The 23,654-nt window shown below is 42.1% G+C and carries 22 protein-coding genes; 18 read left to right on the top strand and 4 right to left on the bottom strand.

Annotation, left to right across the window (positions count from 1 at the left end):
* The first annotated feature begins 495 nt into the window (after positions 1–495).
* Positions 496–1,128 carry a GNAT family N-acetyltransferase gene (locus tag MKY16_RS21515; protein ID WP_340933276.1) on the top strand — a complete coding sequence of 211 codons (633 nt, stop codon included), beginning with the start codon at positions 496–498 and terminating at the stop codon, positions 1,126–1,128.
* Between the two features lie 25 nt (positions 1,129–1,153).
* Here MKY16_RS21515 and MKY16_RS21510 read toward each other — a convergent pair whose 3' ends face one another.
* Positions 1,154–1,963 carry a MerR family transcriptional regulator gene (locus MKY16_RS21510; RefSeq protein ID WP_340933274.1) on the bottom strand — a complete coding sequence of 270 codons (810 nt, stop codon included), beginning with the start codon at positions 1,961–1,963 and terminating at the stop codon, positions 1,154–1,156.
* Between the two features lie 252 nt (positions 1,964–2,215).
* Here MKY16_RS21510 and MKY16_RS21505 point away from each other — a divergent pair, with 252 nt between their 5' ends.
* Positions 2,216–2,365, top strand: coding sequence for a hypothetical protein (locus MKY16_RS21505; protein WP_340956968.1), 150 nt, complete (start codon positions 2,216–2,218; stop codon positions 2,363–2,365).
* Positions 2,366–2,633: 268 nt separating this feature from the next.
* Here MKY16_RS21505 and MKY16_RS21500 read toward each other — a convergent pair whose 3' ends face one another.
* Positions 2,634–3,692 carry a LacI family DNA-binding transcriptional regulator gene (locus MKY16_RS21500; protein WP_340933270.1) on the bottom strand — a complete coding sequence of 353 codons (1,059 nt, stop codon included), beginning with the start codon at positions 3,690–3,692 and terminating at the stop codon, positions 2,634–2,636.
* Between the two features lie 387 nt (positions 3,693–4,079).
* Between MKY16_RS21500 and leuB the strand changes: the two genes are divergently transcribed.
* The 6 genes from leuB (at position 4,080) to MKY16_RS21470 (ending at position 10,617) form a co-directional block, all read left to right on the top strand.
* Complete coding sequence (leuB, locus tag MKY16_RS21495; RefSeq protein ID WP_340933268.1) at positions 4,080–5,180, top strand: 3-isopropylmalate dehydrogenase; 1,101 nt, start codon at positions 4,080–4,082, stop codon at positions 5,178–5,180.
* A gap of 1 nt (position 5,181) precedes the next feature.
* Positions 5,182–6,324, top strand: coding sequence for an aconitase family protein (locus MKY16_RS21490; protein ID WP_340956965.1), 1,143 nt, complete (start codon positions 5,182–5,184; stop codon positions 6,322–6,324).
* A 10-nt stretch (positions 6,325–6,334) separates the two neighbouring features.
* Positions 6,335–6,844, top strand: coding sequence for a LeuD/DmdB family oxidoreductase small subunit (locus MKY16_RS21485; RefSeq protein ID WP_340933264.1), 510 nt, complete (start codon positions 6,335–6,337; stop codon positions 6,842–6,844).
* A 6-nt stretch (positions 6,845–6,850) separates the two neighbouring features.
* On the top strand, positions 6,851–8,113 hold the full coding sequence (locus MKY16_RS21480; protein WP_340933262.1) for an aconitase/3-isopropylmalate dehydratase large subunit family protein: 1,263 nt from the start codon (positions 6,851–6,853) through the stop codon (positions 8,111–8,113).
* A 23-nt stretch (positions 8,114–8,136) separates the two neighbouring features.
* A complete protein-coding gene (locus MKY16_RS21475) occupies positions 8,137–9,483 on the top strand; it encodes a 2-hydroxycarboxylate transporter family protein (protein ID WP_340956962.1) in 1,347 nt (448 codons plus the stop codon).
* Between the two features lie 144 nt (positions 9,484–9,627).
* A complete protein-coding gene (locus MKY16_RS21470; RefSeq protein WP_340956961.1) occupies positions 9,628–10,617 on the top strand; it encodes a D-isomer specific 2-hydroxyacid dehydrogenase family protein in 990 nt (329 codons plus the stop codon).
* Between the two features lie 525 nt (positions 10,618–11,142).
* Here MKY16_RS21470 and bglS read toward each other — a convergent pair.
* Positions 11,143–11,856 carry a beta-glucanase gene (gene bglS, locus MKY16_RS21465; RefSeq protein WP_029519363.1) on the bottom strand — a complete coding sequence of 238 codons (714 nt, stop codon included), beginning with the start codon at positions 11,854–11,856 and terminating at the stop codon, positions 11,143–11,145.
* A gap of 385 nt (positions 11,857–12,241) precedes the next feature.
* Here bglS and MKY16_RS21460 point away from each other — a divergent pair, with 385 nt between their 5' ends.
* The 6 genes from MKY16_RS21460 (at position 12,242) to MKY16_RS21435 (ending at position 19,504) form a co-directional block, all read left to right on the top strand.
* Positions 12,242–13,588, top strand: a complete 1,347-nt coding sequence (locus tag MKY16_RS21460; RefSeq protein ID WP_340956959.1) for a cellulase family glycosylhydrolase — start codon at positions 12,242–12,244, stop codon at positions 13,586–13,588.
* A 178-nt stretch (positions 13,589–13,766) separates the two neighbouring features.
* Entirely contained in the window at positions 13,767–14,744 is a 978-nt protein-coding gene (locus tag MKY16_RS21455; RefSeq protein WP_340956957.1) for a LacI family DNA-binding transcriptional regulator, read from the top strand.
* A gap of 164 nt (positions 14,745–14,908) precedes the next feature.
* Positions 14,909–16,234 carry an ABC transporter substrate-binding protein gene (locus MKY16_RS21450; protein WP_029519359.1) on the top strand — a complete coding sequence of 442 codons (1,326 nt, stop codon included), beginning with the start codon at positions 14,909–14,911 and terminating at the stop codon, positions 16,232–16,234.
* Between the two features lie 59 nt (positions 16,235–16,293).
* Positions 16,294–17,178, top strand: coding sequence for a carbohydrate ABC transporter permease (locus MKY16_RS21445; RefSeq protein ID WP_029519358.1), 885 nt, complete (start codon positions 16,294–16,296; stop codon positions 17,176–17,178).
* Positions 17,178–18,005 carry a carbohydrate ABC transporter permease gene (locus MKY16_RS21440; protein ID WP_340956955.1) on the top strand — a complete coding sequence of 276 codons (828 nt, stop codon included), beginning with the start codon at positions 17,178–17,180 and terminating at the stop codon, positions 18,003–18,005. The genes MKY16_RS21445 and MKY16_RS21440 overlap by 1 nt, the downstream gene beginning before the upstream one ends.
* An 83-nt stretch (positions 18,006–18,088) precedes the next feature.
* Positions 18,089–19,504 carry a glycoside hydrolase family 32 protein gene (locus MKY16_RS21435; RefSeq protein ID WP_029519355.1) on the top strand — a complete coding sequence of 472 codons (1,416 nt, stop codon included), beginning with the start codon at positions 18,089–18,091 and terminating at the stop codon, positions 19,502–19,504.
* A gap of 75 nt (positions 19,505–19,579) precedes the next feature.
* Here MKY16_RS21435 and MKY16_RS21430 read toward each other — a convergent pair whose 3' ends face one another.
* The gene (locus tag MKY16_RS21430) at positions 19,580–20,767 is read right to left on the bottom strand and encodes a macrolide family glycosyltransferase (protein ID WP_029519354.1); all 1,188 of its coding nucleotides are present in this window, start codon (positions 20,765–20,767) and stop codon (positions 19,580–19,582) included.
* Between the two features lie 199 nt (positions 20,768–20,966).
* On the opposite strand from MKY16_RS21430, the gene MKY16_RS21425 reads away from it, so the two are divergent.
* From MKY16_RS21425 to MKY16_RS21410, 4 genes are all read left to right on the top strand, one after another.
* A complete protein-coding gene (locus tag MKY16_RS21425; RefSeq protein ID WP_016820419.1) occupies positions 20,967–21,161 on the top strand; it encodes an H-type small acid-soluble spore protein in 195 nt (64 codons plus the stop codon).
* 18 nt (positions 21,162–21,179) lie between these two features.
* Positions 21,180–21,350 carry a hypothetical protein gene (locus tag MKY16_RS21420; RefSeq protein ID WP_013373210.1) on the top strand — a complete coding sequence of 57 codons (171 nt, stop codon included), beginning with the start codon at positions 21,180–21,182 and terminating at the stop codon, positions 21,348–21,350.
* A 252-nt stretch (positions 21,351–21,602) separates the two neighbouring features.
* Positions 21,603–22,841 carry a sensor histidine kinase gene (locus MKY16_RS21415; protein ID WP_340956953.1) on the top strand — a complete coding sequence of 413 codons (1,239 nt, stop codon included), beginning with the start codon at positions 21,603–21,605 and terminating at the stop codon, positions 22,839–22,841.
* Positions 22,838–23,488: a response regulator transcription factor gene (locus tag MKY16_RS21410; RefSeq protein ID WP_340956951.1), complete on the top strand. Its 651-nt coding sequence runs from the start codon at positions 22,838–22,840 to the stop codon at positions 23,486–23,488. The genes MKY16_RS21415 and MKY16_RS21410 overlap by 4 nt, the downstream gene beginning before the upstream one ends.
* Positions 23,489–23,654: the final 166 nt, after the last annotated feature.

The following is a 23,654-nucleotide window of genomic DNA, read 5'->3' as shown; positions in this document are numbered from 1 at the left end:
TAAGAGGTTTAGGAAGCGGAGCTTCTCCGCATTCCATAGAAGGCTTTAGAAGAAGCTTTAACTGACATCGTTAGCTACGGAGTTATTTTCAAAAGGCAAATTCAATTGGAATGTAAATACGTTATGACTATTGAAGAGTTGAATATATTCTTGACTGAATTGTATTCAATTATTGATATTCGGATATTTATTGTTTCACCTGAAATTGCCGGACTCCTTATAATAGAGTCCGGCAATTTCAGGTTCTTCCCAATTTAACATGACTATTAGCCGTCTATCCTTGTAAGTGAGCCCTGGAGGGAGAGATGAAGGATGACGGATATATGGGATTTACATCTTTATTATACTAACGGCGGCTTTCCTGAAATAAGGAGAGCTTTTTTATTCAATAAACGGCTAGTTGAAAATAGCATTACAATAAATACTTGACTCTCCCCATTAGGGGAGACATTAAACTCAATTTGTAAGCTAATCAATTAAAAGGAGGAAGTCAAAATGAACTTAGATATTAGAGACATTAGAAAAGAGGATATAGAACGTATTAAAGCGATTATTGCAGATACCTGGAACGCAAAGGATTTTATAGAGGATGACGGCATAATAAATGCAGCAGTTACAATGAAGTTCATAAGTCCAATATTAAATAAAAGTACTTTTGGAAGAGTAGCTACATTAGATGGAGAAGTTATTGGTGTAATTTTTGGTTCAAGAGTTGGTGAAATAACATCTTATAGATTGCTACAAGAAGATTATACAAGTGAATTGCTACAACTCTTAAATCTAAATGACATAGAACGAAAAGTATTTGTTGAACTCACCTCTATGACTAATGAGGCATACAGCAAGTTAATTAGAGGAAAAGAAGATGAGTTTCAGGGTTGCTTAGAATTCTTTGCTGTTTCTGAAGAAGCTAGAGGAAAAAAAGTAGGGAAAAAATTATTTAATGAGCTCATCTCTTACTTAAGAAATACAAAAGCAAATAAAATTTATGTGTATACAGATACAATGAGTAACTATGGATTCTATGACCATAATGGATTTGTTCGTCTTGATGAAGAAGTAACTGTATTTAATCTACCTAACGGTAAACTCGAAAATACAAATTTTATTTATGAATACAAACTTTAAGCAGCTAAAAGTCAGCCTACCTTATTTATGGGGTGGGCTTTAGACTTATTTGAAATTGGGAGAAGTGATTATATTGATTAAAAACATCTGTCACTAAATAAAACAAATAAACCTTATTACACGTCAAACTGTTTTTCTCCAAATATTCTTTTACCAATTGAAATATTTCAATCTCAGTATCTCCCGTACAATTAACAGTTAAATATTCTCCTTTTGGTAATTCAGATATATTAAAGGTATCTTTAAGCAATCTATAATCATCTGATGTTATTAGACGAAATACATCACTGATTTTCCAATTATCATACTGACATGAATAAATTAATCCACACTGAAACGTATGAGTTGCGAATTCGCCTAATTTTTCATCTAATTTATCGAATGACTTTATCTCATTAAGTTCTCCACCTGATGTAGGTAAACTTAAAAAGTATCTGTCTTCAAATGTCTGAATATTAAATCCATTGTTCATAAGTTCATCTTCAGATGAATGGATAGCTGCCTTTAAAATTTCTATTTGTTTATTAAGTTTCTCTAATTTCTTTATTTCTTTATGAATTTCTTCATTTTTCTGTTCTAAGTAAAGTTTAAGGTAATTAGTATCGGCTTTAGCAAATAAGGCTTTAATTTCTTTAACACTTACATTACTTTGCTTACAAATTTTTATAATATCCAGATAGATAAATTGATTAACTGTATAATAGCGATAACCGTTATCGGGATTAGTGTATGCAGGTATTAATAAACCAATATTATGATAATAACGTAAGGTTTTTATCGTAACATTTTTTAATCTGGAAACTTCCCCAATTGAAAAATACCTTTTATTATCCATAAATTCCTCCAATAATTCTTATGTGTGAAAGTTGTTCTGCTGATACATCAATTCCTACCCTCCTAATAAATCACAAGTTGTGCTCTTATTCAACTAACGGGGCGTTAGAAGAATTAAACGATTACTACCGGATTACGCAACTGGAAGATCGAGTGCTTTAGTGTGGAACAATCTCTTTTCTAATGCCATAAAGTTAGCGAGCCAAGCGTTAAGGTGACTGTTAGACTGAAAATAGAAGAAGGATTTGCAGTAGTGAAGGTTTCGGATACTGGCTGTGGTATCAATCTGGAAGTGAAGCGAGTGGTAGATATTGTGGACTGTGAAATCTCTGTTGAAAGCAAAGCGGGCAAGGGGAGTACCCTCATAATAAAAATGCAGAGAGATTTGGATGGAATGGTTTAGGGATATGTTACTCTGTTTGTGCGAAGATGTTTGCTTTTCTAGCGGATAAAGGTTAACTATGGCGAGTGAATTAGCAGGGTTCAAGCAGAGGAGTCTTGGAAACTCTAAATTTTTAGGTTAATTTTAAAAAGAAAAAGATAGACAACAAACATGAAAGATGTTCACGAAAAAGTGCCTGCTCCATCTATTTTAAAGAGGCAGGCACTTCATTTCCATGAGAGTAAAGCGAAGATTGCAAAAATCCAGGAACGGGCATATGATCAACCTTTTATATCCGCGGAAAGTTAAGGACATCATCCGGCGGTAACGGAAATGACGCTCGAATATAAGTTGTTGGAGCTATTTTTTGATGAACGGGCAACATCCGTTCATGTAGGTTCTTCTTGGATAACGATTTATAAAGTATAGATATAGCTGCTGCGGCTATTTTCTCGGATGGTATATCGATGGCCGTAATGGGCGGTGTAGAATATTGGGTAGCATCCGGTCCGGTCATCCCGATCGATATAATAGCAACTTCCTCAGGGATTCTAATATTCAAACGGTTAAATTCATGGGTCATTCCCAGAACAATGGTATCCGATTCACAGAATATAGTTTTAGGCCTATCCGTCATTTGGAGATATCTCCCGGCCGCTGCAACTCCACCGGCAAGCGTATTTGGTGCCATCATAATATGTGGTTGATCAACCGAAATATGCTGCTTCCTACACTCTTCAAGAAACGCGTTGATACGCTGGTTGGAAGCAACATAAGGACTTTCCACTGCAACCACTCCGATTTGTTGTACCGACTGTTTAGTAAGCAAAGAAACTGCCTCTATTGCAACTTCGCCGGAGTCAACATAAACTGTGGAGAATTTTTTGGATTGGCGATTAATCAAAACGATTGGCATGCGGGGCGACAATGACTCCAAATACGCAAGATCCGCCTCGGAAGTAGCACCTATAATAATTCCATTATACGTATTGTTCATGATCTCTTTAGCGTCTTTTGCGATTTGATCATTCGTATAAATACGTATAACAAGCTCGAAATCAAATTGTTTTTTTTCTATTTCGGATTGAATCCCCGCCAACAGTGCCGTGAGCATGTTCGTCCGGGCATCTAATGTCCAATATAAGGCAATGATCGGCTTGGCCCGATCTAAATTGCGTAAACGTCTTGCACTAACATTCGGCTGATAACCTAATTCATCTATGGCTTTCATGACTTTATTGTAGGTTTTCAAGGGAATATTCCGTTCCTTGGTTTTGCCGTTAATGACAATGGAAACCGTCGAAACGGATACCTCAGCCAATTTAGCAACATCCTTCAGTGTAACCATCTAAAGGTCTCCAATCTAATAAATAATTGGTCATACTTTCCTTAAATATAATCATAATCTAATTTTCAGTAAATGTGAACAATTGTGAAAAGTAGAACATAACCTTGATTTGCTCATTTTATTGATATAAAATGAGTCTGTCAATAAGTACAACGTTATACTAAAACGTTGTACTAAAACTCAATTCTAAAATTCGGCCGAATCCTTAGAAAGGAGAATAGTGAATACCTTGTGTGTATTGAATAGTGATTCATGGTGATTTTTTAGTACAACGTTGTACTAATCGTAATTATTTATATGCTTCAACAAATCCAAGGAATATAACGGTGATTGCTTTGGAGGATTAAAAGTATTATTCCGTAATATCAAAAAGAGAAGATGAGGTAGATGGCATACAATATCTCGGTTATTTATGGAGATGGTATCGGTCAAGAAATCGTTGATCAAGCGATCAAAGTGATGAATGAAGTCGGCAACGTATTTCATCATACGTTTCATTTTGAAAGATGTGAAGCTGGAACCGAGGCCGTTCAAAAGTACGGCGAACCCCTTCCTGATAAGAGCCTAAGACAATGTCAAGAAAGCGACGCGATATTATTAGGCAGCCTTTGGCTAGACCACTATCCAGAATTACCGCAAGAGAAGCGTCCTAGCTATGTTCTTTCTCTACTTAGGAAAAAGCTACAGCTTACAATAAATATTAGACCCATCTCCGTGTATAAATCATTGGCGGATTTGAGCCCTCTGAAGAACGGTATCATTGGCGAGGGGTTTAATATTCTTATGCTTCGTGATCTGGCTGGGGGCATGCTCATGTCCAAAAGATACCGGGGAATCGGGGATCATGGCAAAGAAGCATTCGATACAGAGTACTATAATGAAGAAATTATCAAAGCGAATGCATGCGCCGCGTTTGAAATTGCTCGTGGGCGCAGCAAGAAGGTCACAAGTTTGGATAAGGCGGTCATCTTGGAGAGTTCGAAATTGTGGCGTGAGGTTGTACAGGAGGTTAGCGCAGATTATCGGGATGTCAGTCTGGTGAATCAGTATATTGATGATGCCGCTGCGCAGGTCATTACCAATCCTCATAACTATGACGTCATTCTAACGTCTGGTATGTTCGGAGATATCCTTTCGGATGAAATATCGGCATTGGCAGGAACACCGAATGTACTTCCGTCAGCAGAGCTCAATCACCAAGGCAAAGGTTTGTTTACACCTAACCAAATACACAATAAGGATTATTCCATTATAGGCGGAGATATCGCCAATCCGATCGGTTCTATTTTATCTGGCGCGATGATGTTGCGGTTTGCTTTCGGTTTGGAAAAAGAGAGCCAGACCATTGAGAAAGCAGTTAGACAGGTATTAAATGAAAAATACGCAACAAAGGACATCTGCTTACCAGGAAGTAAACGGATTGGGACAAGCGAAATGGGGTCTATCATATCCGAAAAGATAAGGGAAATAGGGAAGGAGCTGGTTTGATATGACGATGATCGAATCTATTTTGAACGAAAAGTCCGGAGCAACCACAGTAATTGAACCGAACTATATTGTTTTAAGTGACAGTTTACCATTAGAAATTGTAAATGAATTAGAAAATATAAAGCGGCTTGAGGCACCTGAGCGGGTGATCGTAATGCTCTATTTCGATACTCCCGCTGGGAATTTCATATCGGCTGAAATACAGAAGAAACTCATCCAGTTTGCTCGCAAGCACGAACTGAAATTTGTCCAATCCCAAGGTATCGGATATCACATTCTGCTGGATCAATATGTAAATCCTGGTGACATCATTGTTTCGCCAGGCAAACACAACAGCATTTTCGGTGTAGAGCAGGCTCTTGGTTTACATGTGAATCCATCCGAATTGCTTCAAGTGTGTGCCAGCGGCAAGATGAGTCTAGTGGTTCCGGAAACCGTGTACATTGAACTTAAGGGTCAACTCAAACCAGAAGCGTCCATTAAAGATTTCTTAATCTCTTTTTTAGCATCAGAAGAGCTTAAATACGCCGGCAAAGCTATCGAATTTTATGGCAAGGGCTTAAATTCCTTATCCCCGAAAGAAACAACAGATCTTTGCCAATTGGCTTCGAGAAGCGGTGCTGTAACAGCTTTTCTTCAAACAGATTATCAAGGACCGGGCCAAGAAAGCTATGATCTAGGAGATGTGCAGCCGATGGTTGCTCTGCCGGGGGCGATCCATCAATCGCAACCTACGGCTGAATTGAAAGGCACTCCACTGTCGGCTTGTTTCATCGGCGGATGCACAGGAGGCAGTATTGAGGATTTGAGAACAGCCGCAGCGATTCTGAAAGGAAAACGGATTCCAATTAATATGCGGTTATCGATTGGACCACAAACTAATGAAGTTTACAAGCAGGCTATTTCCGAAGGGTTGATTCAAACTTTTATCGATAGCGGTGCGCAAATCTTGAGCACAGGCTGCGCCAGCTGTGTGACAACCTCAAAAGGTGTTATCGCTGAAGGCGAAACGATGCTATCTGCTAGTTGCTGGAATTACAAGGGATGCAACGGCTCAAAGGACTCGCTGGTTTACCTGGCTTCCGCAGAGTCCGTTGCCAACTCCGCGTTGAAGGGCTGTATTACATTAAATTCGAAGGGATGAGAAGTCTTTTATGGAAAAGAAATTTAGTGGTAAGATATGGAAACTACCGGACGATGTCGATACAGATACTATTATTGCAGGTCGGCACGGAGTTATCCTCGATAAAAAGGAAATGGGTTCGCACTGCCTTGAAACACTTCGCTCCGAATTTGCATCTCAGGTACAACCAGGAGACATTATTGTAGCTGGTAAAAATTTTGGCTGCGGATCATCACGGGAAATGGCCGCCGAAGCGATTAATGTACATGGTGTTTACTGCATCATCGCTAAATCCTTTGCCCGCATTTTCTTTAGGAATGCGATCAATAACGGAATGCTGCTGATTGAAAATGCAGAAATACCTGAGCACTGCGAAGAAGGGGACATCCTGACTGTCGAAGTGAACCAGTCAGTTACAGTCAACGGCAAGAGCTTCAGCATTCCCAAGGTGCCCGAGAACTTGTTTGAAATTATTCAAGATGGCGGACTAATCCCCAACATCATTAAACGAATGGAAAAGGCTGAAGTAGAAGGGAGATAACAAGCAATGGGATATACACTGGCTGAAAAACTATTAATGAAAAATACGGGAGAACAAAGTCTGGCCCCAGGCGATATTGTAATCGCTCGGCCTGATCGATATATGATCCATGATATTTATACTTCGTTCCTAAAGCGCGCTTTAAAGGATATGCATGTGACCCAAGCGATCTATCCGGATCGCGGAGTAATTATCTTTGACCATCTGATGCCGACCAACCAAGCTGATACCGATCCTGCTCATTTTGTGGATGGACTTGAGTTGGCCGAAAAATTCCAAATTAAAAACGTTCATAAGGGCGAGGGAATCTGCCATTCTCTGATGCATGAGCTGAGATACGCAAGACCAGGTGAAATCGTCGTAGCGACAGATAGCCACACAACGACCTATGGCGGGGCGGGCTGTTTCTGTACTGGCATTGGACATACCGAAATGGCAGCAGTTATGGCAACGGGCGAGATTTGGCTCAAAGTTCCCTCGGCCATCAAGATTGTGCTTGAAGGTGAATTTCAAGAGGGTGTCGGAGCAAAGGATATTATCCTAAGAATCCTTGGTGACATCAAATCGGACGGCGGACAGTACAAGTCGATGGAATTCACAGGAGCTGCCGTGCGCAGCATGAGTATGCAGTCACGATTCACCATAGCCAACATGGCTTTGGAAGCCGGTGCAAAGGTAGGATTATTCGAAGCAGATGAAAAAACAGCCGAGTATTATGACATGGACTATAATGATATTTCCTGGCTGAAAGTGGACGAAGACGCCGAGTATGAACAAGTTCTTCGTTACGATGTCAGCAAGCTCGAGCCCCAATTGTCATGTCCGCAAGGGGTTGATAATGTCCATCCTATATCCGAAATTGAAGGAACGAAACTGAATCAGGTTTATATCGGTTCTTGCACCAACGGTAGCATTGAAGATATGGAGACGGCAGCGAAAATTCTTGAAGGTAAAAAAATAGCTCCTTTCCTGAAAATGATCGTGATCCCGGCAACCACCAACGTTTACAAAGAAGCGATGGAACGCGGTTTTATTCAAACCTTCATCGATGCTGGTGCCAGTGTCTCGCACCCTTGCTGCGGATTATGCTGCGGTCAACCATATGGTTTAATGAGTGACGACGAGGTGGTACTTGGCACTAACAATCGCAACTTTATCGGTAGAATGGGAACCAAGAAGTCGCTGATTTATTTGTCTTCCCCGGCAGTGGCCGCGGCATCCGCGTTAATGGGGGTCATCACTCATCCAGCTAAACAATTTGCGCTATAACAATAATCAGATGGGAGTTTACTATGGATAAGCAAATTGGGGTTACCGCTATGCCGCCGAAGTCGAATTTCATAACTCAATTAAAAAGAATAAAGATTTCAGGGTTGCCGTTAAAGTACTATATTCCCTTTTCTATTATCATTTTGCTTGCGGTCTATACGGGGAATTTGAATAAAGATATTATCGGTTCGATTGCATTTCTCTTGATGGCTGGTGGTTTGTTCTCATATGTTGGAGGCATCATCCCCATTTTTGGAAGTTGGATGGGAGGGGCAATCCTCCTGCCGTTATTCGCTGGCTCCGCACTCGTGTATTTTGGCCTGATCCCGGATTACGTGCAGACGAATATTTCTGGTTTGATTGGATCGGGCTTTGTCAACTTATTTTTGTCGGCAATCATCATCGGTTCGATCCTCAGTATGGATCGGAAGGTACTCGTCTCCATCTCATTACGGCTATTACCATGCATTATTGGTGCTCTGGCCTTTGTGTTCATCTTCTTATTTCTAGGATCGCTCCTAACAGGTTCAACGCTGCTGGAGGGTCTATTCATGATCGGTTTGCCGAATTATACCGGAGGCTCTTCTGGTGCAATCGCTGTTGTTCCGTCCATTTACAGCCCAATTTTTCACAAGCCGGCAGGAACTTTTTCTGGGCAATTCCTTGTATACATGAACATTTCGAACCTGATTTGCGTCATTTTCGCCGGCTTGCTGCATAAACTTGGCAAGCGCTATCCTTCGCTAACAGGTAATGGCGAATTACTGAAGAATGTGCACAAAAATGCAGACCAACCCGTTGAAGAAAAAGCTAAAGTCTCGAGTGATTTGAAAAAAGATATTACGAAGTTAGGTACAGGCTTGTTTGTTTCGGTTGTTTTTATAATTGCCGGTAACATTTTGCAGACTCTCATACCACAGCTTAACTTTATAGCCTGGGCTGTAATTTTAGTCATTATCGTGAAAGCAACTGGATTCTTGGATGATAGCTTGTGCCAATCTAGTGACTACTGGCAAGGGTTTATGGTTCGAAACTTTTTACCGTTCCTGATCACGGGGATTGGGATTGCATCGCTTGATTTGAGCCAAGTGTCCTCCTATTTTACAGTATCAAATTTTACCATTATCATCTTTGGGGTTATCGGCTCTGTCGTAGGTTCATTAATTGTCGGCAAGCTTATGAAATTCCATCCTATAGATTCGATGATCGCCGTAGGTCTTAATTTAGGAAATCTGGGAGGAACCGGTGCTATCGGGGTATTGTCAACTTCGGAGCGGATGGGGATGATGCCATTTGCAACTATCGCCAACCGGATCGGCGGAGCCATAATGGTTATTGTTATCAGCTTGCTGTTGCCATACTTTTTATAATCCACCACTTTAAAATGTTTCCACTATTCGGCTGACGTTGGACGATATACGGACAGTATAATGTGAAAATGTTCACATTATACTGTCCGGTAACGTATTTCCATTTTCCATGATGAGGCCAATCACCGAAAGGAGTTTTCAACCTTGAATAAAATCGTAGTTTATCAAGCGCGTCCTGACGAAGCGGCATACTTCGAAAAATTTGGGAAGAAGTTTGATTTGGATATCAAATATGTGACTCAAGAGTTAAATGCCGAGACCGCAATTCAAGCGCAAGACGCTGAGGCTGTAACGATACAAGGGAGCAATAAAGCGGACCGAGCAACTTTGCAAGCTTTAAGTAAGGTTGGGGTCAAGTATCTCGCATTAAGAAGCGCTGGATACAATTATGTAGATAGAGCTGCGGCTAAAGAGTATGGCATTCGCTTTTCCAATGTTACCTACTCGCCCAATAGTGTCGCGGATTTTACCACGATGTTAATTCTAATGTGTGAACGCAAAGCACAACAGATTTTAGCACGAGGCACCGTACAGGATTACACTTTGGCAGGTATTCAAGGAAGAGAAATCAGAAACTTAACTGTGGGGATTATAGGTACCGGTCAAATTGGAGCTACTGTTGCCAGAAATCTTTCCGGATTCGGATGTAACCTTATAGGTTACGATATTTACGAAAATGATAATCTAAGAAATTTGATAGAGTATGTTTCGCTGGAAAAGCTATTCTCCACTAGTGATGTGATTACCCTGCATGCACCATTATTCGATAGCAACACCCATATGATCAATCGGGAAAGCATCGCTAAAATGAAGGATGGCGTCTGCATCGTGAATTGTGGGCGGGGACCATTAATCGATACCGAAGCGCTGATTTATGGGATTGAGACGGGAAAAGTAGGGGCTGCAGGACTAGATGTGATTGAAGATGAACTGGGCATCTTTCATGAGGATCACCGTTTGAATGTCCTGAATAATCACCAACTGGCCATCTTAAAGGCATTGCCCAATGTCATTATAACGCCACATACCGCATTTTATACGGATCAAGCAGTGAGTGATATGGTAGAAATTGCGCTAAAATCGCTCATATCTTTTATGAATAATGGAACTAGTCGGTGGGAAATACAATCATAGATCAAAAAATATCCTTTGTGATAATTGAATCGCAAGGAGAATGTATAGATAGAACAACAGTTCAACGGCAACAACATCATTAATGTTCCTGTTTTATTTGAGATTTTCCTTAGTTACTAACTATAATGTAACTGAAAAATGACTGTAAATCCCTTTGAAACATTGTTATTACTGGATTTTGCAGGAACCAACTTAACATTAAAGTTGGTTCCTGAGTTATAAACCGATTGGTGTTTGTGTTCAAAGACATTAATGATGGTAACACACTAAATATTATAGTTAGCAACCGTAATTATTTTCTAGTAAGTATTTAACAAAGGCCCGATGAGCAAGTATCATCGGGCTTTTTTATTAAATTCAAGAGGCGACAGCTTTGGCTCAATCAGAGTGAGTATAGTTACATGAACCCTTTCCTGTATTGGTATCTTTAAAGTAATTGAAGCAGGAAAATGCTAACCACCCGTAAACATATGGGTTAAACTGGGGATTTATTAAATACCTGAAGGGCTGCTTTTATACTATGGGCTAATTGCTCGTGTATTTTACCCAATCATATTCAGCGTATAGCGGATTCGCTCCATTATACGAACCTAGCCAGTCGTCAACGCCAGTGCCATTCCATAAATTCATCATAATCTTGCCTGGCGTGCTTGGTATGTTTGTAGTTGCCGTATGCTTTAGAACCCCGTCAACATACCACTTAATGTATCCTGGCTGCCAATCGAAAGCATAGGTGTGAAAGCCTCTTGATGCATCAAAGCCCAGATCAACAACCTTCTCGTGACCACCGACACCGTTTGTATAATAGTTGAATTGCACTTTTGTCGTGTCTTTGCCTAAAAATTCAATATCTATTTCATCCCATTGCGTGCCATCAGTAGGCCCCGTATACGTAAAAAAGGAAGATACGATCCCTGTATTTTTAGCAGGCTTCATACTGACCTCGTATAAGCCGTATCTGTAAGTGTTCGTCGATCGATACTCTCCGCAGTCAAACTTATTGTACGCAGAACTCGTTAAGCCAAGCTTCATTTTGCCATCGTTCGTAAAATTAACATTATTGGCACGCCAAGTGCAATTAAACATGTTCCCATTGGAATATCCGTCTGCCTTTTGCCATGCCCCCGAATTGAAACCATTAAGTGGTTCCCAAAAAACATTCCCCGCATAAACGCTTACCGAAAAAAACAGAGAGACAATGCCCGTGACCATTAAAGTGAACCAAGATTTCTTCTTCATTTTACACCTCCATAAAAGATTGACCAAACATGAAAGAAATGGATGACGATGATACATTATTTCAAGTATTGACCATCTTACCGAAAAAATAAAGCGCTTCCAAATTTGGTATCTTCATTGTAGTTTGAAATGGAGTCGTCCACAATAGCAAACTTAACACTTGAGGCATAATTTAAAAAAAACTAAATTTTATCAAGTTGTGGTTTAAAAATGTAAGTACTACAATTATATACAAGAAATGAAAATCAGGATTAAAATATTCTATTAAGGGGGGAAATGACGATTTTGAAATGGGATAGACTCAGGAAGCGGAGCCACTACATGTTTATACCATTTTATTCTTTTGGTATAATAGTCAATTAATTTTTGAAGAGGAGGCCTTTCTTTGAAAAAATTAGGTATGGTATGTAAAATAGCTCTGATACTTGTATTCTTATTGCCTTTAACACCGGTCTTTGGCCAACATATAGATGCATGGTCAGGTATGCCTATGGGAAAGCTCCATGTCAGGGGCAATCAATTGGTGAACAGCAGCGGAAAACCTGTTGTTTTAAGTGGCTGGCATCAGCCGTCGGGGGCATACTGGACCTATCAAAATAGTAATTATTATCTCAATTTAAATGGTAACAATCGTCATGCAGCAATTTTGGCTTATTTGAAGGATATCACTGACACCTTTGCAGACACCAGACCGAAGTATGGAAGCAACCACGGCTGGTATATGAATCAGGTCCGATTGTTTATTGACCGCCAGGATATGGGAGATGTGGCCGCAGGGTCATACAATTTCTCAGGTTTACAAGCAGCTACACAAAATGTGATTATTCCATACATCAATTATGCGAAAACAAAGGGCATTTATGTTACCCTTGGTCTTGATTTCACTTTGGCTAACGACCAGGCTACAACACAATCCAATCTGGACAAATTCAATCAAATATGGGGGTATCTTGCCTCGCAGCCGGCTATTAATAGCGCGGATAACGTCATGTTTGAACTGATCAACGAGCCTATTAAGTCATATGCGAATGGGCATTGGGGAGGCTATCCTGGTGAAAATGATTTTGTTGACCATTGGAATGATCTGAGAAGATTCCAAAACTCTATCATTTCCACGATTCGAAGTAAAGGAGCGGATAATGTCATCTGGGCTGCAGGACTTGGATACAACCAATTTTACAGCCCGGCGGCAAAACACCCGCTGATAGATCCATTGAACAACTACGGCTATGCTGTCCACTGGTATCCGGGCTACGGAGCGCATGATAACAAGGACAAGCTACAATCGCAATGGGATTCCAACATTAAGGCGGCAGCTCAAGCCTATCCAATAAATATCACAGAATTTACCTGGTTCAAAACACAGCCCGGCGACTCAGAGTACTGGAACTTGTTTAATGGCTCTAGTGATGGATTTGGGAAAAACACGAAGTCCATTTTTACAGCAGCCGGTAATGTCAGCATGACCGCACACATGAATGGCTTTCTGCTGGAAGCTGGAGCAAGGAGTTCATTTGCGGACCCAACAGCCGGGTTAAAGTGGGATGGCGATAACCGACGTCAGGCGATGGCCCGCTTCTTGTTTGACTGGTACTATGAGCGTGCACGGACCTATCCGAGAGCACTACTCCAGAACAGTGAATCAGCAACGGATAATCTGCCTGCGGATGCACCGACTGATGTGCTTACAGATACATACATTAATGCACCGACGGACGCACAATCAGAATGATGTTAATACTTTCAGCTACCAACAGCCTTTCCAATTGGATAGGCTGTCGTATTATCTTATAGAAATGACTAGTGTAAGATTGACGGCCATTATGAGGCCTTCCGTTATGTAAAGTTGTTGAAATGATGGGGAGAGAGTATAGTTTGTATGTATTTATTTTGTACGGGAAGAGGTTCATATGGCGACAATTCATGATGTAGCATTAAAAGCGGGCGTGTCGGTCACTACCGTATCCCGTGTAATGAATAACCGGGGATATATCAGCGAAACTACACGCAAAAAAGTGTTCGACGCAATGGAGGAACTTAATTATCAACCAAATGAAATAGCACGATCTCTGCTACGTAAGCAGTCCAATATTATTGGCCTTATTATTCCCAATGTCTCGCATCCTTTCTTCAGTGAGCTTGCCAATCAGGTTGAGTATTACGCCTATCAGCATGGCTGCAAGGTCCTGCTGTGCAATTCACATATGGATCCCGTGAAAGAGAAAGTGTATATTGATATGTTGAAGCGGAACCGGGTGGATGGCATCATTATGGGTAGCCATACATTAGAAGTAGAAGAGTACCGACATTTGAATTCACCGATCGTGACGTTTGATAGGCAGATTGACCCGTATATTCCTTACATATCCTCGGATAATTATCGCGGAGGCGAGCTGGCTACGGAGCTGCTCATTCGCAAAGGCTGCCGGAAAATTGCCCATATCTGCGGAAATCTGGAGCTGAACATGCTGTCCAATGAGCGGACCAAAGCATTCCGGGATGTGGTGGGTAAGCATAATGTCCAGCATGTGATTGTTCAAACGGACTTGAATGTGTTCGACCAGAAGGAGTACGAGCGGATCATTTCAAAACTCGTTTATGAACATCCAGATGTGGATGGGGTGTTCGCAACAAGTGATATTATTGCTGCTTTTGCGCTGAAAGAATATATTCGCGCTGGAAGGCATGTGCCAGAGAATGTGCGTATTGTAGGCTTCGATGATGTAAGTGTTGCTTCCTGGCTGACGCCGGAACTTACATCGGTAAGACAGCCGATTGCAGACATCGGCAGACTGGCGGTCGAGCTGATCCGCAGACAGGCGGAAGGGGAGCAGGTGCAACCCGTTAATCTGCTGCCTGTTGAACTGATTGAGCGTGCAACGACCTGAATGAAAATCTGTTCCTCTAACAAGGGGAACAGATTTTTTTTAGTACATGCTAAGGGAATAACATGTCAAACGATTGACACAAGTTAAACCTTTGACATATAATCCGTTTGTAAGCGTTTTATTTAAGTGTTCAGAGCCATTATATAAATAAGGGGATGACAACAGTGAGTAAATTCAAAAGAGTTCAATGGATGGTAATGCTGCTTCTTTTAGTTATGGTGGTGTCTGCATGTGGTGGCTCCGGTGGAGAAGGTAATTCGGCTTCTGGAGGGGGATCAGGGGATTCGAAAAATGTGAAGATTACGCTTTTGAACTCCAAAGGCGAAATCCTTCCACAGCTGGAGGAAGCCGCTAAGGCCTTCCAGAAAGACAATCCGGGTATTACTGTTGAAATCCAGCCGGTTCCGACTGGTGGGTCGCCTTTTGAGCGTGCCTCCGCTTTGTACGCATCCGGAAACCCGCCGACCATGATCATGCTAGATACAGGTGATGTGGAGAAGTTCAAGGACCGTATCCTCGATCTGAGCGGAGAAAAGTGGAATAAGGACACAGTTGAAAACGCTACCACAGCTACGACGGTTGACGGCAAAAATTACGCGTTTCCGCTGGCTGTTGAAGGCTACGGATTCATTTACAACAAAGCCGTTGTAGATAAAGCGGTAGGCGGAAGCTTTGATCCTACCACAATTAAAACCCGAAATGACCTTGAAAAACTGTTTCAGCAAATTGAGGCATCTGGTAAGAAAGCATTGGTGATTTCACCAATGGACTGGTCTCTGGGCGCTCATTATTTGCCTCTTGCTTATGCAGGCCAGAACAAAGACATGGCTGAAGTGGACAAATTCATGGCGTCACTAAAAACGGGCCAGGCTAGCTTGGCTAATAATCCTGTATTTAACGGACTTATGGATACATTCGACCTCATGATGAAATACAACATCGATCAGGCTTCTCCGCTAGCAGGAGCTTATGAACGCGGACCGGAGCTGCTCGGCAAAGGTGAAGTTGGCATTTGGTTCATGGGCAACTGGGCATGGCCGCAAATCAACAGTTTTGATACGGCTAACAAAGAGTATGGTTTCTTGCCTGTACCCATCAGTAACAATGCCGATGACTACGGCAATCAGGAGATTTCGTCCGCTGTATCCAAGCGCATTGTTATTGACAAGGAGAAGACTACTCCGGAACAGCAAGATGCGGCGAAGAAGTTCCTGAACTGGATCGTATATGATGAGAAAGGCCAGGATTTCCTCGTGAACCAAGCGAACATTATCCCGGCGTTCAAAAATATTACACTGCCTGCGGCCGACCCGCTTGGCAAGTCCATCCAGGATTATATTGCAAAAGGCAAGTCAGAGCAGTCGATGAGCATGCTGCCTGCGGACCACTGGTCTAAGACAGGATCTTCCATGCAAAAGTATCTGGCGAAACAGGGAGATCGTGCAACACTGGTTAAAGAAATCGAAAACTACTGGAAAACCGTTAAATAAGGTTGTTTTCAAATTACCTGGAATAGAGAGAGAAACCCGAAACAAAGGAAGGGATCATCATGATTACGGAAAAAGGAGTATGGAACCGGCTGCGGACGCGGCTACTGTTTACGGGCCCAACCTTGTTTGCCTTCATAACGGTAATGATTATTCCATTTTTGTATGGCATCTATCTGACGTTCACAAACTGGGATGGTATTTCCACCACACTATCGCTGGTAGGCATCCAAAACTATCTGGCTGTTTTTAGAGATATCGAGTTTTGGAAGTCATTCGGCTTGACGCTCAAGTATGTGTTTTATACCGTTGTTCTTATCAATGTGATCGCTTTTATGCTGGCTTATGTGCTGACTAAAGGGTTAAAAGGGCAGAGTATTTTCCGGGCAGGATTTTTCCTGCCCAACCTTGTCGGGGGCATTGTACTCGGTTTTATCTGGCAGTTTATATTCAACAACGTGCTTGTCTATTTGGGACAACATGCCAGTATACAGTCGCTCAGCACGACTTGGCTGGCTGATCCCGACAAAGCGTTCTGGGCACTCGTGATTGTAACGGTGTGGCAGAACGCGGGTTACATGATGGTCATTTACATCGCGGGATTGACGGGTGTGCCGAATGATATTATGGAGGCCGCAAGCATTGATGGGGCAAACAGCTGGACCAGACTGCGGAAAATGGTATTGCCCTTGATGGTTCCTTCTTTCATCGTATGTATATTTTTGTCCCTGCAACGCGGATTTATGGTCTATGACGTGAACCTTGCGCTCACGAAAGGTGGGCCGTTCAGCAGTACTCAAATGGTGTCGATGCATGTGTATGAAAAGGCATTCCTTTCCCGTGATTATGGTGTGGGGCAAGCAGAAGCATTCGTGTTGTTCCTGATGGTTGCTCTCATCACTCTGCTTCAGGTTTATTTTAGTAAGAAGTTGGAGGTGGAGGCGTAATGACAAGAAAAAGAGTTGCTTCCTCCGTAATCAAATTCATTGTGCTGACAGTCATACTCATATTGTTCATCGTACCGTTCGTCTTTCTGCTGATCAATTCGTTCAAAGAAAACATGGCCATCACCTCAAATCCGTTATCGCTTCCAGAGAGCTTCAGTATGGTCAATTATATGAATGCATTTGATAAAATGAATTACATCGCTGCCTTCATCAACTCATTGGTCATAACGGTGTTAAGCGTTCTGTTTATATCGCTGTTTGCGGCGATGACGGCTCATTATTTTGTCAGAAACAACACCAAGTTCAACCAATATACATTTATGCTGATGGTTGCATCCATGATCATTCCATTCCAGGCTATCATGATTCCATTGGTGAAAATCTACGGGTCACTTGATCTGCTGAACAGTAAGTGGTCGCTGATTTATATGTATATCGGTTTTGGTAGCTCGCTGGCCGTCTTCATTTATCATGGTTTCGTAAAGAGTATTCCAAAAGAACTGGAGGAAGCGGCGCTAATTGACGGCTGCACGCGGGTTCAAACATTCTTCCGGATCGTGTTTCCGGTACTGATGCCCACGACTGCCACCATTTCCATTCTCAATGTGCTGTGGATCTGGAATGATTTTCTGCTGCCTTCCCTCATTCTGGTCGATCCGGAGCAAAGGACACTTCCGTTGTCCACGTATAACTTTTATGGGACCTATACAGTGGATTATGGTCCATTGATGGCAAGTTTGGTACTGACGATATTTCCGATCATTATCATCTATCTGTTCGCCCAGAAGTATATTATTCAGGGTGTTATGCAAGGTTCGATTAAATAATTGTAGGAGTAGGATGCCTTATCAAACAGACTAGAACGTATACGAGAGAGCGTGCAGATCAATTTATTTCCCAATCGAAGCATATGCTTCGGCCGGATTATCGGCTGAACTACCATTTAATGGCTGAATTCGGCTGGATGAATGATCCGAACGGCTTCATTCAATATAACGGGCAGTATCACTTGTTCTATCAACATTACCCGTATAAATCAGTATGGGGACCGATGCACTGGGGACATGCAGTCAGCCGCGATCTTATGAAGTGGGATTATCTACCGGTCGCTTTGGCACCGGACGGCGAGTTCGACCAGGATGGCTGCTTCTCTGGCAGTGCGATAGAGCAGGACGGGAAGCTTGTCCTGATGTATACCGGACATGTTGTAACCGGGCCTGACAAGGATCAGGATTACAAGCAGTCACAAGGGATTGCAGTATCGGAGGACGGGGTGACATTCGAAAAGTGGGAGGGCAATCCGGTCATCGGTTATGACGCCGTACCGGACACGATCAGCCGTAAAGACTTCCGTGACCCTAAGGTGTTCAGGCACGAAGATCAATATTACGCCGTTCTTGGTTCTAATGATGCCCAAGGGAACGGACTTGTACTGCTTTATCGTTCTGAAGACCTGAAAAGCTGGACGTATGTCAATGTACTAGCCGTGAGTGACGGACGTTTCGGCGATAATTGGGAGTGTCCGGATTTGTTCCCGCTTGGCGGTCGGCACGTATTTATGCTGTCTCCACAGCGCATGCCCCCTCAGGGAGAAGCATACCGCAATCTGCATTCCACCATGTACGGTATAGGTGATTTCAATGCGGAGGCTGGAACATTTACGGCAGAGCGGTATGCTCAGGTAGATCACGGATTCGATTTCTATGCCCCGCAGTCAACCTTGGATGATAAAGGGCGGCGAATCGTCATCGGATGGATGGATATGTGGGAGTCGGAGATGCCGACCCAGCAAGGGCACCATTGGGCGGGTGCAATGAGTCTTCCGCGGGAAGCGGTTATCGACCACGACAGATTGCTGTTCCGTCCGCTTGAAGAGGTGGAAAATTACCGATCCAATCTGTTCGAACAGCGGGATATCTTGCTGACAGGCGAGCAGATCATGGAAACGTTCGGAGATAGCTACGAACTGAAGGCGGTATTTGAGTTCGAAGCCAGTAACACCAATGAATTCGGCTTGAAGCTGCGAGTGGGCGACGAAGAGGAGACTGTACTCTCGTATCGTCCCGATGACGGTCTGTTCCGTTTTAACCGTGAGCGTGCAGGTATAGGCCCGGGCGGAGAGAGAAGAGTGCCTTTAAACTTAAACGAGGGCCGTCTGGAGCTTCGGATTTTTGTCGATAAAAGCTCGGTGGAAATATTCATCGGCGACGGTGAATACGTCCTCACAGGAAGAGTGTATCCGGGAGCAGAATCTACAGGCATTCGAGCGTTCACGAGCGGAAAGTGTACGATGGCTTCGTTTCAGAAGTGGGATATCTCCACATAGAAATGCATGATAAACAGGAACCCGACCCTTGATGGTCAGGGCTCCTGTTTTTTTGTAGAATTGTAATCGTGTGATTTACACAAGCTTATTTTGAAGATAGGCATCAATTTTTGCGAGGGCTTCTTCTGTACCGCCAGATTGCTGGAAGCTATCATTTATTTTTTGTACGCCCTCTTTATACGTTGCGTTCGACAGTACCTCATGTACGGCATCTCTTAACGATTGTACATTGATGTGGTCTTTGGTTATGCGATAGCCAGCTTGAAGTTCTGTTAACCGCTGCGCGACCATAGGCTGATCCTTGTCCTGCGGCAGTACAACCAAGGGTACGTTAAAGTGAATTCCTTCATTTACACTATTCATTCCACCATGAGTAATAAACACATCTGAATGACGTAATACCTCCAATTGGGGAACATAGGGCGAGATGATAAAGTGCTCTGGCGCCGGATTGATTTTCGTAAAGTCAGCTTTCTCGCCAGCTGCAATCACGACGATACCTTCAAAATCGGAAAAAGCTTCAATACAGGTGTTAAAAAAGTCTTCAGTATGGTCCAGAACAGTTCCCATCGAAATATACAAAACCTTTTTATCCTCTAGTCTGTCCAGTGGAAATGAATTTTCCCCTTTACGTTCTGGAAAGCTGGGACCAATAAAGAGATTCTCGTCACCATACTGTTCACCGTCTGGTTGGAAATATCGACTGGTATATACAACATTCAAAGCCCCTGTATTGCTCATAAATTGAACCATATTTTCGGGAGCAACACCGAACCTTTCTTTCATGAGCTGCAGTGAGGTCGTGGCATGTTCATCAAGTTGAAACGGCTCTTTTTCATTAAAGCGAAAGAGATTGGTAGCCATCCGATTCTGTGAAATCAGAAAAGATGGGGAGGAAGCAATACCAGGGATTTTCAAATAGTCTCTAACTAACTCGCCAGCTCCGAATCTATCATAGAATACAAAGTCAAAATCAATGCTTTTAGACAGTTGCTGAGTAATTGCTAATATGTCCAGCGAAGTCTGAATATGAATTTTCATAAATGCACTCAACCCATCCGGAGTATTGGAATCAATAGAAGCGGTCCTGACCAGATCAGAATGCAGGTGAACCTTCGCTCCAACTGCTTCGAGTCTGTCCTTGTATTTCTCAGTTGTAATGTAATGTACTTGGTCCCCTCGTGCTGCAAAGGCTTGCGTCATCCCAATCGTAGGGTTCACATGTCCTTCTGCCGGAAAGTTAACCATTAATATGTTTAACATTCATCATTACTCCTTTTCTCTACAATTAAGATTGCAGTTTTCACTGAATCTCTCAATCCATAATAACAATAATATTTATTTTTTCAAATGATATCCTTTCAAGATCGTGAAACACATGTTGGCATGAAATATGTATAACAAATATTTACCTCGTGCATAGTAAGGGGGAACTCTACTTAGCAAGGGAGGTTTTTTCTAAGTGAATGTTCAAAGAGCGCAAGAAATAGCGTCTTCTTCCATAATGGCGAATGTGTTGTGTGATGGGCTACCCATTTATATTCAGCATGTGAATGAACAGCGTGAGACGGCACGGATCTATGCGCTGAACAACCCGGAAGAAGAACGGGAAGTACCTTTGTACGCGTTAACAGAACGAGATCAGACCCTTGAATAGAAAGGAGCGACGTGAAAAATGAAACCGAACCAACAGAAAGAGATTGAGGCAGATCGTTTGAACTTTCGTGATCAGACGGATGATGTGGTCAGAGAAGTACCGGCCACAACGGATGCCAGCGAAGCTGTTGCAGCAATGACTTCACATATCAATAAATACGATGTACCAGATGAGTTGGAAGAAGAATAGTAAGTGGTCAAGCGCGCACAGGATAACCTGCTGCGTGCTTTTTATATGACGCATAACTTGGATGGTATCAAACAAAAAGTATTCAATGCCCAAACGTACAAGTGAAGCTGCCCATGTGTACGTTTTTTTCTTTTCGTTTTTTTGTAAAATAATATATAAATGATTTCTGTTCAAACTAAATGGACTAGGCCGTCATAGTGCCATTATCTCTATTAAGTCGAAAAGCCGAATTTAGAATTGTAGGAGGGAATTATGAACGATGAATTCAATGTACAGGTCCAGAATGTAGATCCGGAAATAAGTGAAAGTGAAGGTGAATTTGAGAAGAAAGATATTTCAAAAGTATTAACTATAATATGGATTTTTATAATTTATAGTGAGTCTGTCATTCTTCAACATTTGTCTAGTGGTCTAAATCTGCTGCAAAGTGTCTTATTTACTGTAATCGTCATATTACACATCCTCTTGTACTTGTATGCTCAAAGAGTTGCAAAATATTTTTCATGGGCTTATTTTGTTGTGCAAGGGGGATTGATCTTTTCAAGTGCATTTCTTCTACCTGACAGTTTCTCCATTGTGCTGGTTGGGTTAATGCCAATTTTGGTGGGTCAGAGTATAGGTATTTATTACAAGCCGCTTAAGGTCATTCTTGTATTTTTGATTTCCTATGTACTTTTTTGTGTGGCTGTAGTCTGGCATAATGATGGCAGGCAATTTGTATTGTTCATCCCGCTATTTTTTCTCATTGCAGTTGTTATAGTAGCTTATGCCATTCTTTTTCTCAAACAAGTTCAAGCACGAATCCGAACGCAAAACGTTCTTAAAGAACTTGAAATCGCACATCAAAAGGTCGAAGAACTTACAATCGCTAACGAACGACAACGTATGGCCCGTGATCTTCATGATACGCTGGCGCAGGGACTTGCTGGGCTAATCATGCAACTTGAAGCCATTGATGCTCATCTGACAAAAGGAAGTACGCAAAGAGCTCAGGAGATCGTCCAACAATCGATGTCACAAGTGCGAAGAACATTGTCTGATTCAAGGCGAGCTATAGACAATCTGCGTTCAAAAACCATCTCGGAAGTTGATTTTGCAGAAGCCGTGGAGGAAGAAATACAGCGATTCACAATGGCTACGAGCATTCGTGTAATCCGCAACATCAAAATTAAAGCTTCGGTTCCCAGACTGGTGTTCGAACATGGATTGTTTATTATAAGCGAGTGTTTAACCAACGTAGCGAAGCATTCACATGCGAATACTGTATGGATAAGTATTTTGGATAACGAAGGCAAGATTGAAATCGAGATTCGTGATGATGGAAAAGGATTTGATACGGATATTATTGCCAAGCAAACAGGGCATTACGGAATAATAGGTATACATGAACGTGTACGGATGCTGGGTGGAAAAATAAATATCAACAGTATATTTCAAGAAGGTACGGCTATAAAAATAGAGGCGCCTCTTACTAAAGGAGACCTATTATGAAATACAAGATTTTAATCGTCGATGATCATTGGGTAGTTAGAGAAGGATTAAAGCTGGTGCTGGAGACCCATGACAGCTATGAAGTGATTGGTGAGGCTGGAGAAGGTGTAACGGCTCTTAAATTGATCGAAGAACTTCAGCCGGATATCATCCTGTTGGATTTATATATGCCGCAAATGAGTGGTTTGGAAACCATGAAGGCCCTCAGAGAAAAACAAAATGAAACGCCAGTCATTATCCTGACGACCTATAACGAAGATGATTTAATGATTAAAGGACTCTCTTTGGGAGCAAAAGGATATTTGTTGAAAGATACCAGTCGGGAAAACCTATTTCGCACGATTGAGTCTGCGCTAAGGGGTGAAACGCTGCTTCAGCCAGAAATAACAGCAAGGGTATTTGCTGCCACGAATAAGAGAGAAGCTGAGGCAAAGTCACATGAAAGAAACTTAGTTCTGACTGATAAGGAAAGACATATATTAAAGTCTGTTGCACATGGTTTTAAAAGTAAGGAAATTGCGTTTGATATGGGAATTTCCGAGCGTACCGTAAAGGCACATTTAACGAATATTTATAACAAGCTTGGTGTTGATTCCAGATCTGAAGCCGTTGCTGTTTCGTTGGAACGTGGTATTTTACAGCTTTAGAAATAATAACTGAAAATATGTTATTTATTTGCCCAGTCGTACATAAGGTGCTTGCCCCTTTGTACGATTTTTTTGTTTGTTCATTGTTATAACATGAAAAAAGGATGAAAAAGTTTACTTGACCCACGGGTTGCTGATAGCACCTTTAGAAGAGAGAATCAGGGAG

The organism is Paenibacillus sp. FSL L8-0641 (assembly GCF_038006265.1).
Taxonomy (GTDB): Bacteria; Bacillota; Bacilli; order Paenibacillales; family Paenibacillaceae; genus Paenibacillus; species Paenibacillus polymyxa_D.
The sequence above is the reverse complement of the archived record's forward strand: the minus strand, read 5'-3'. Positions and strand labels throughout refer to the sequence as shown.

Excerpts from the sequence above, each read along its gene's own strand:
- MKY16_RS21415 (WP_340956953.1), top strand. The coding sequence starts at position 21,603 with ATGAACGATGAATTCAATGTACAGGTCCAGAATGTAGATCCGGAAATA.
- MKY16_RS21485 (WP_340933264.1), top strand. The coding sequence starts at position 6,335 with ATGGAAAAGAAATTTAGTGGTAAGATATGGAAACTACCGGACGATGTC.
- MKY16_RS21420 (WP_013373210.1), top strand. The coding sequence starts at position 21,180 with ATGAAACCGAACCAACAGAAAGAGATTGAGGCAGATCGTTTGAACTTT.
- MKY16_RS21515 (WP_340933276.1), top strand. The coding sequence starts at position 496 with ATGAACTTAGATATTAGAGACATTAGAAAAGAGGATATAGAACGTATT.
- MKY16_RS21510 (WP_340933274.1), bottom strand. The coding sequence starts at position 1,963 with ATGGATAATAAAAGGTATTTTTCAATTGGGGAAGTTTCCAGATTAAAA.
- MKY16_RS21455 (WP_340956957.1), top strand. The coding sequence starts at position 13,767 with ATGGCGACAATTCATGATGTAGCATTAAAAGCGGGCGTGTCGGTCACT.
- MKY16_RS21430 (WP_029519354.1), bottom strand. The coding sequence starts at position 20,767 with ATGTTAAACATATTAATGGTTAACTTTCCGGCAGAAGGACATGTGAAC.
- leuB (WP_340933268.1), top strand. The coding sequence starts at position 4,080 with ATGGCATACAATATCTCGGTTATTTATGGAGATGGTATCGGTCAAGAA.
- MKY16_RS21440 (WP_340956955.1), top strand. The coding sequence starts at position 17,178 with ATGACAAGAAAAAGAGTTGCTTCCTCCGTAATCAAATTCATTGTGCTG.
- MKY16_RS21500 (WP_340933270.1), bottom strand. The coding sequence starts at position 3,692 with ATGGTTACACTGAAGGATGTTGCTAAATTGGCTGAGGTATCCGTTTCG.
- MKY16_RS21435 (WP_029519355.1), top strand. The coding sequence starts at position 18,089 with ATGCTTCGGCCGGATTATCGGCTGAACTACCATTTAATGGCTGAATTC.
- MKY16_RS21475 (WP_340956962.1), top strand. The coding sequence starts at position 8,137 with ATGGATAAGCAAATTGGGGTTACCGCTATGCCGCCGAAGTCGAATTTC.
- bglS (WP_029519363.1), bottom strand. The coding sequence starts at position 11,856 with ATGAAGAAGAAATCTTGGTTCACTTTAATGGTCACGGGCATTGTCTCT.
- MKY16_RS21490 (WP_340956965.1), top strand. The coding sequence starts at position 5,182 with ATGACGATGATCGAATCTATTTTGAACGAAAAGTCCGGAGCAACCACA.
- MKY16_RS21480 (WP_340933262.1), top strand. The coding sequence starts at position 6,851 with ATGGGATATACACTGGCTGAAAAACTATTAATGAAAAATACGGGAGAA.
- MKY16_RS21410 (WP_340956951.1), top strand. The coding sequence starts at position 22,838 with ATGAAATACAAGATTTTAATCGTCGATGATCATTGGGTAGTTAGAGAA.
- MKY16_RS21445 (WP_029519358.1), top strand. The coding sequence starts at position 16,294 with ATGATTACGGAAAAAGGAGTATGGAACCGGCTGCGGACGCGGCTACTG.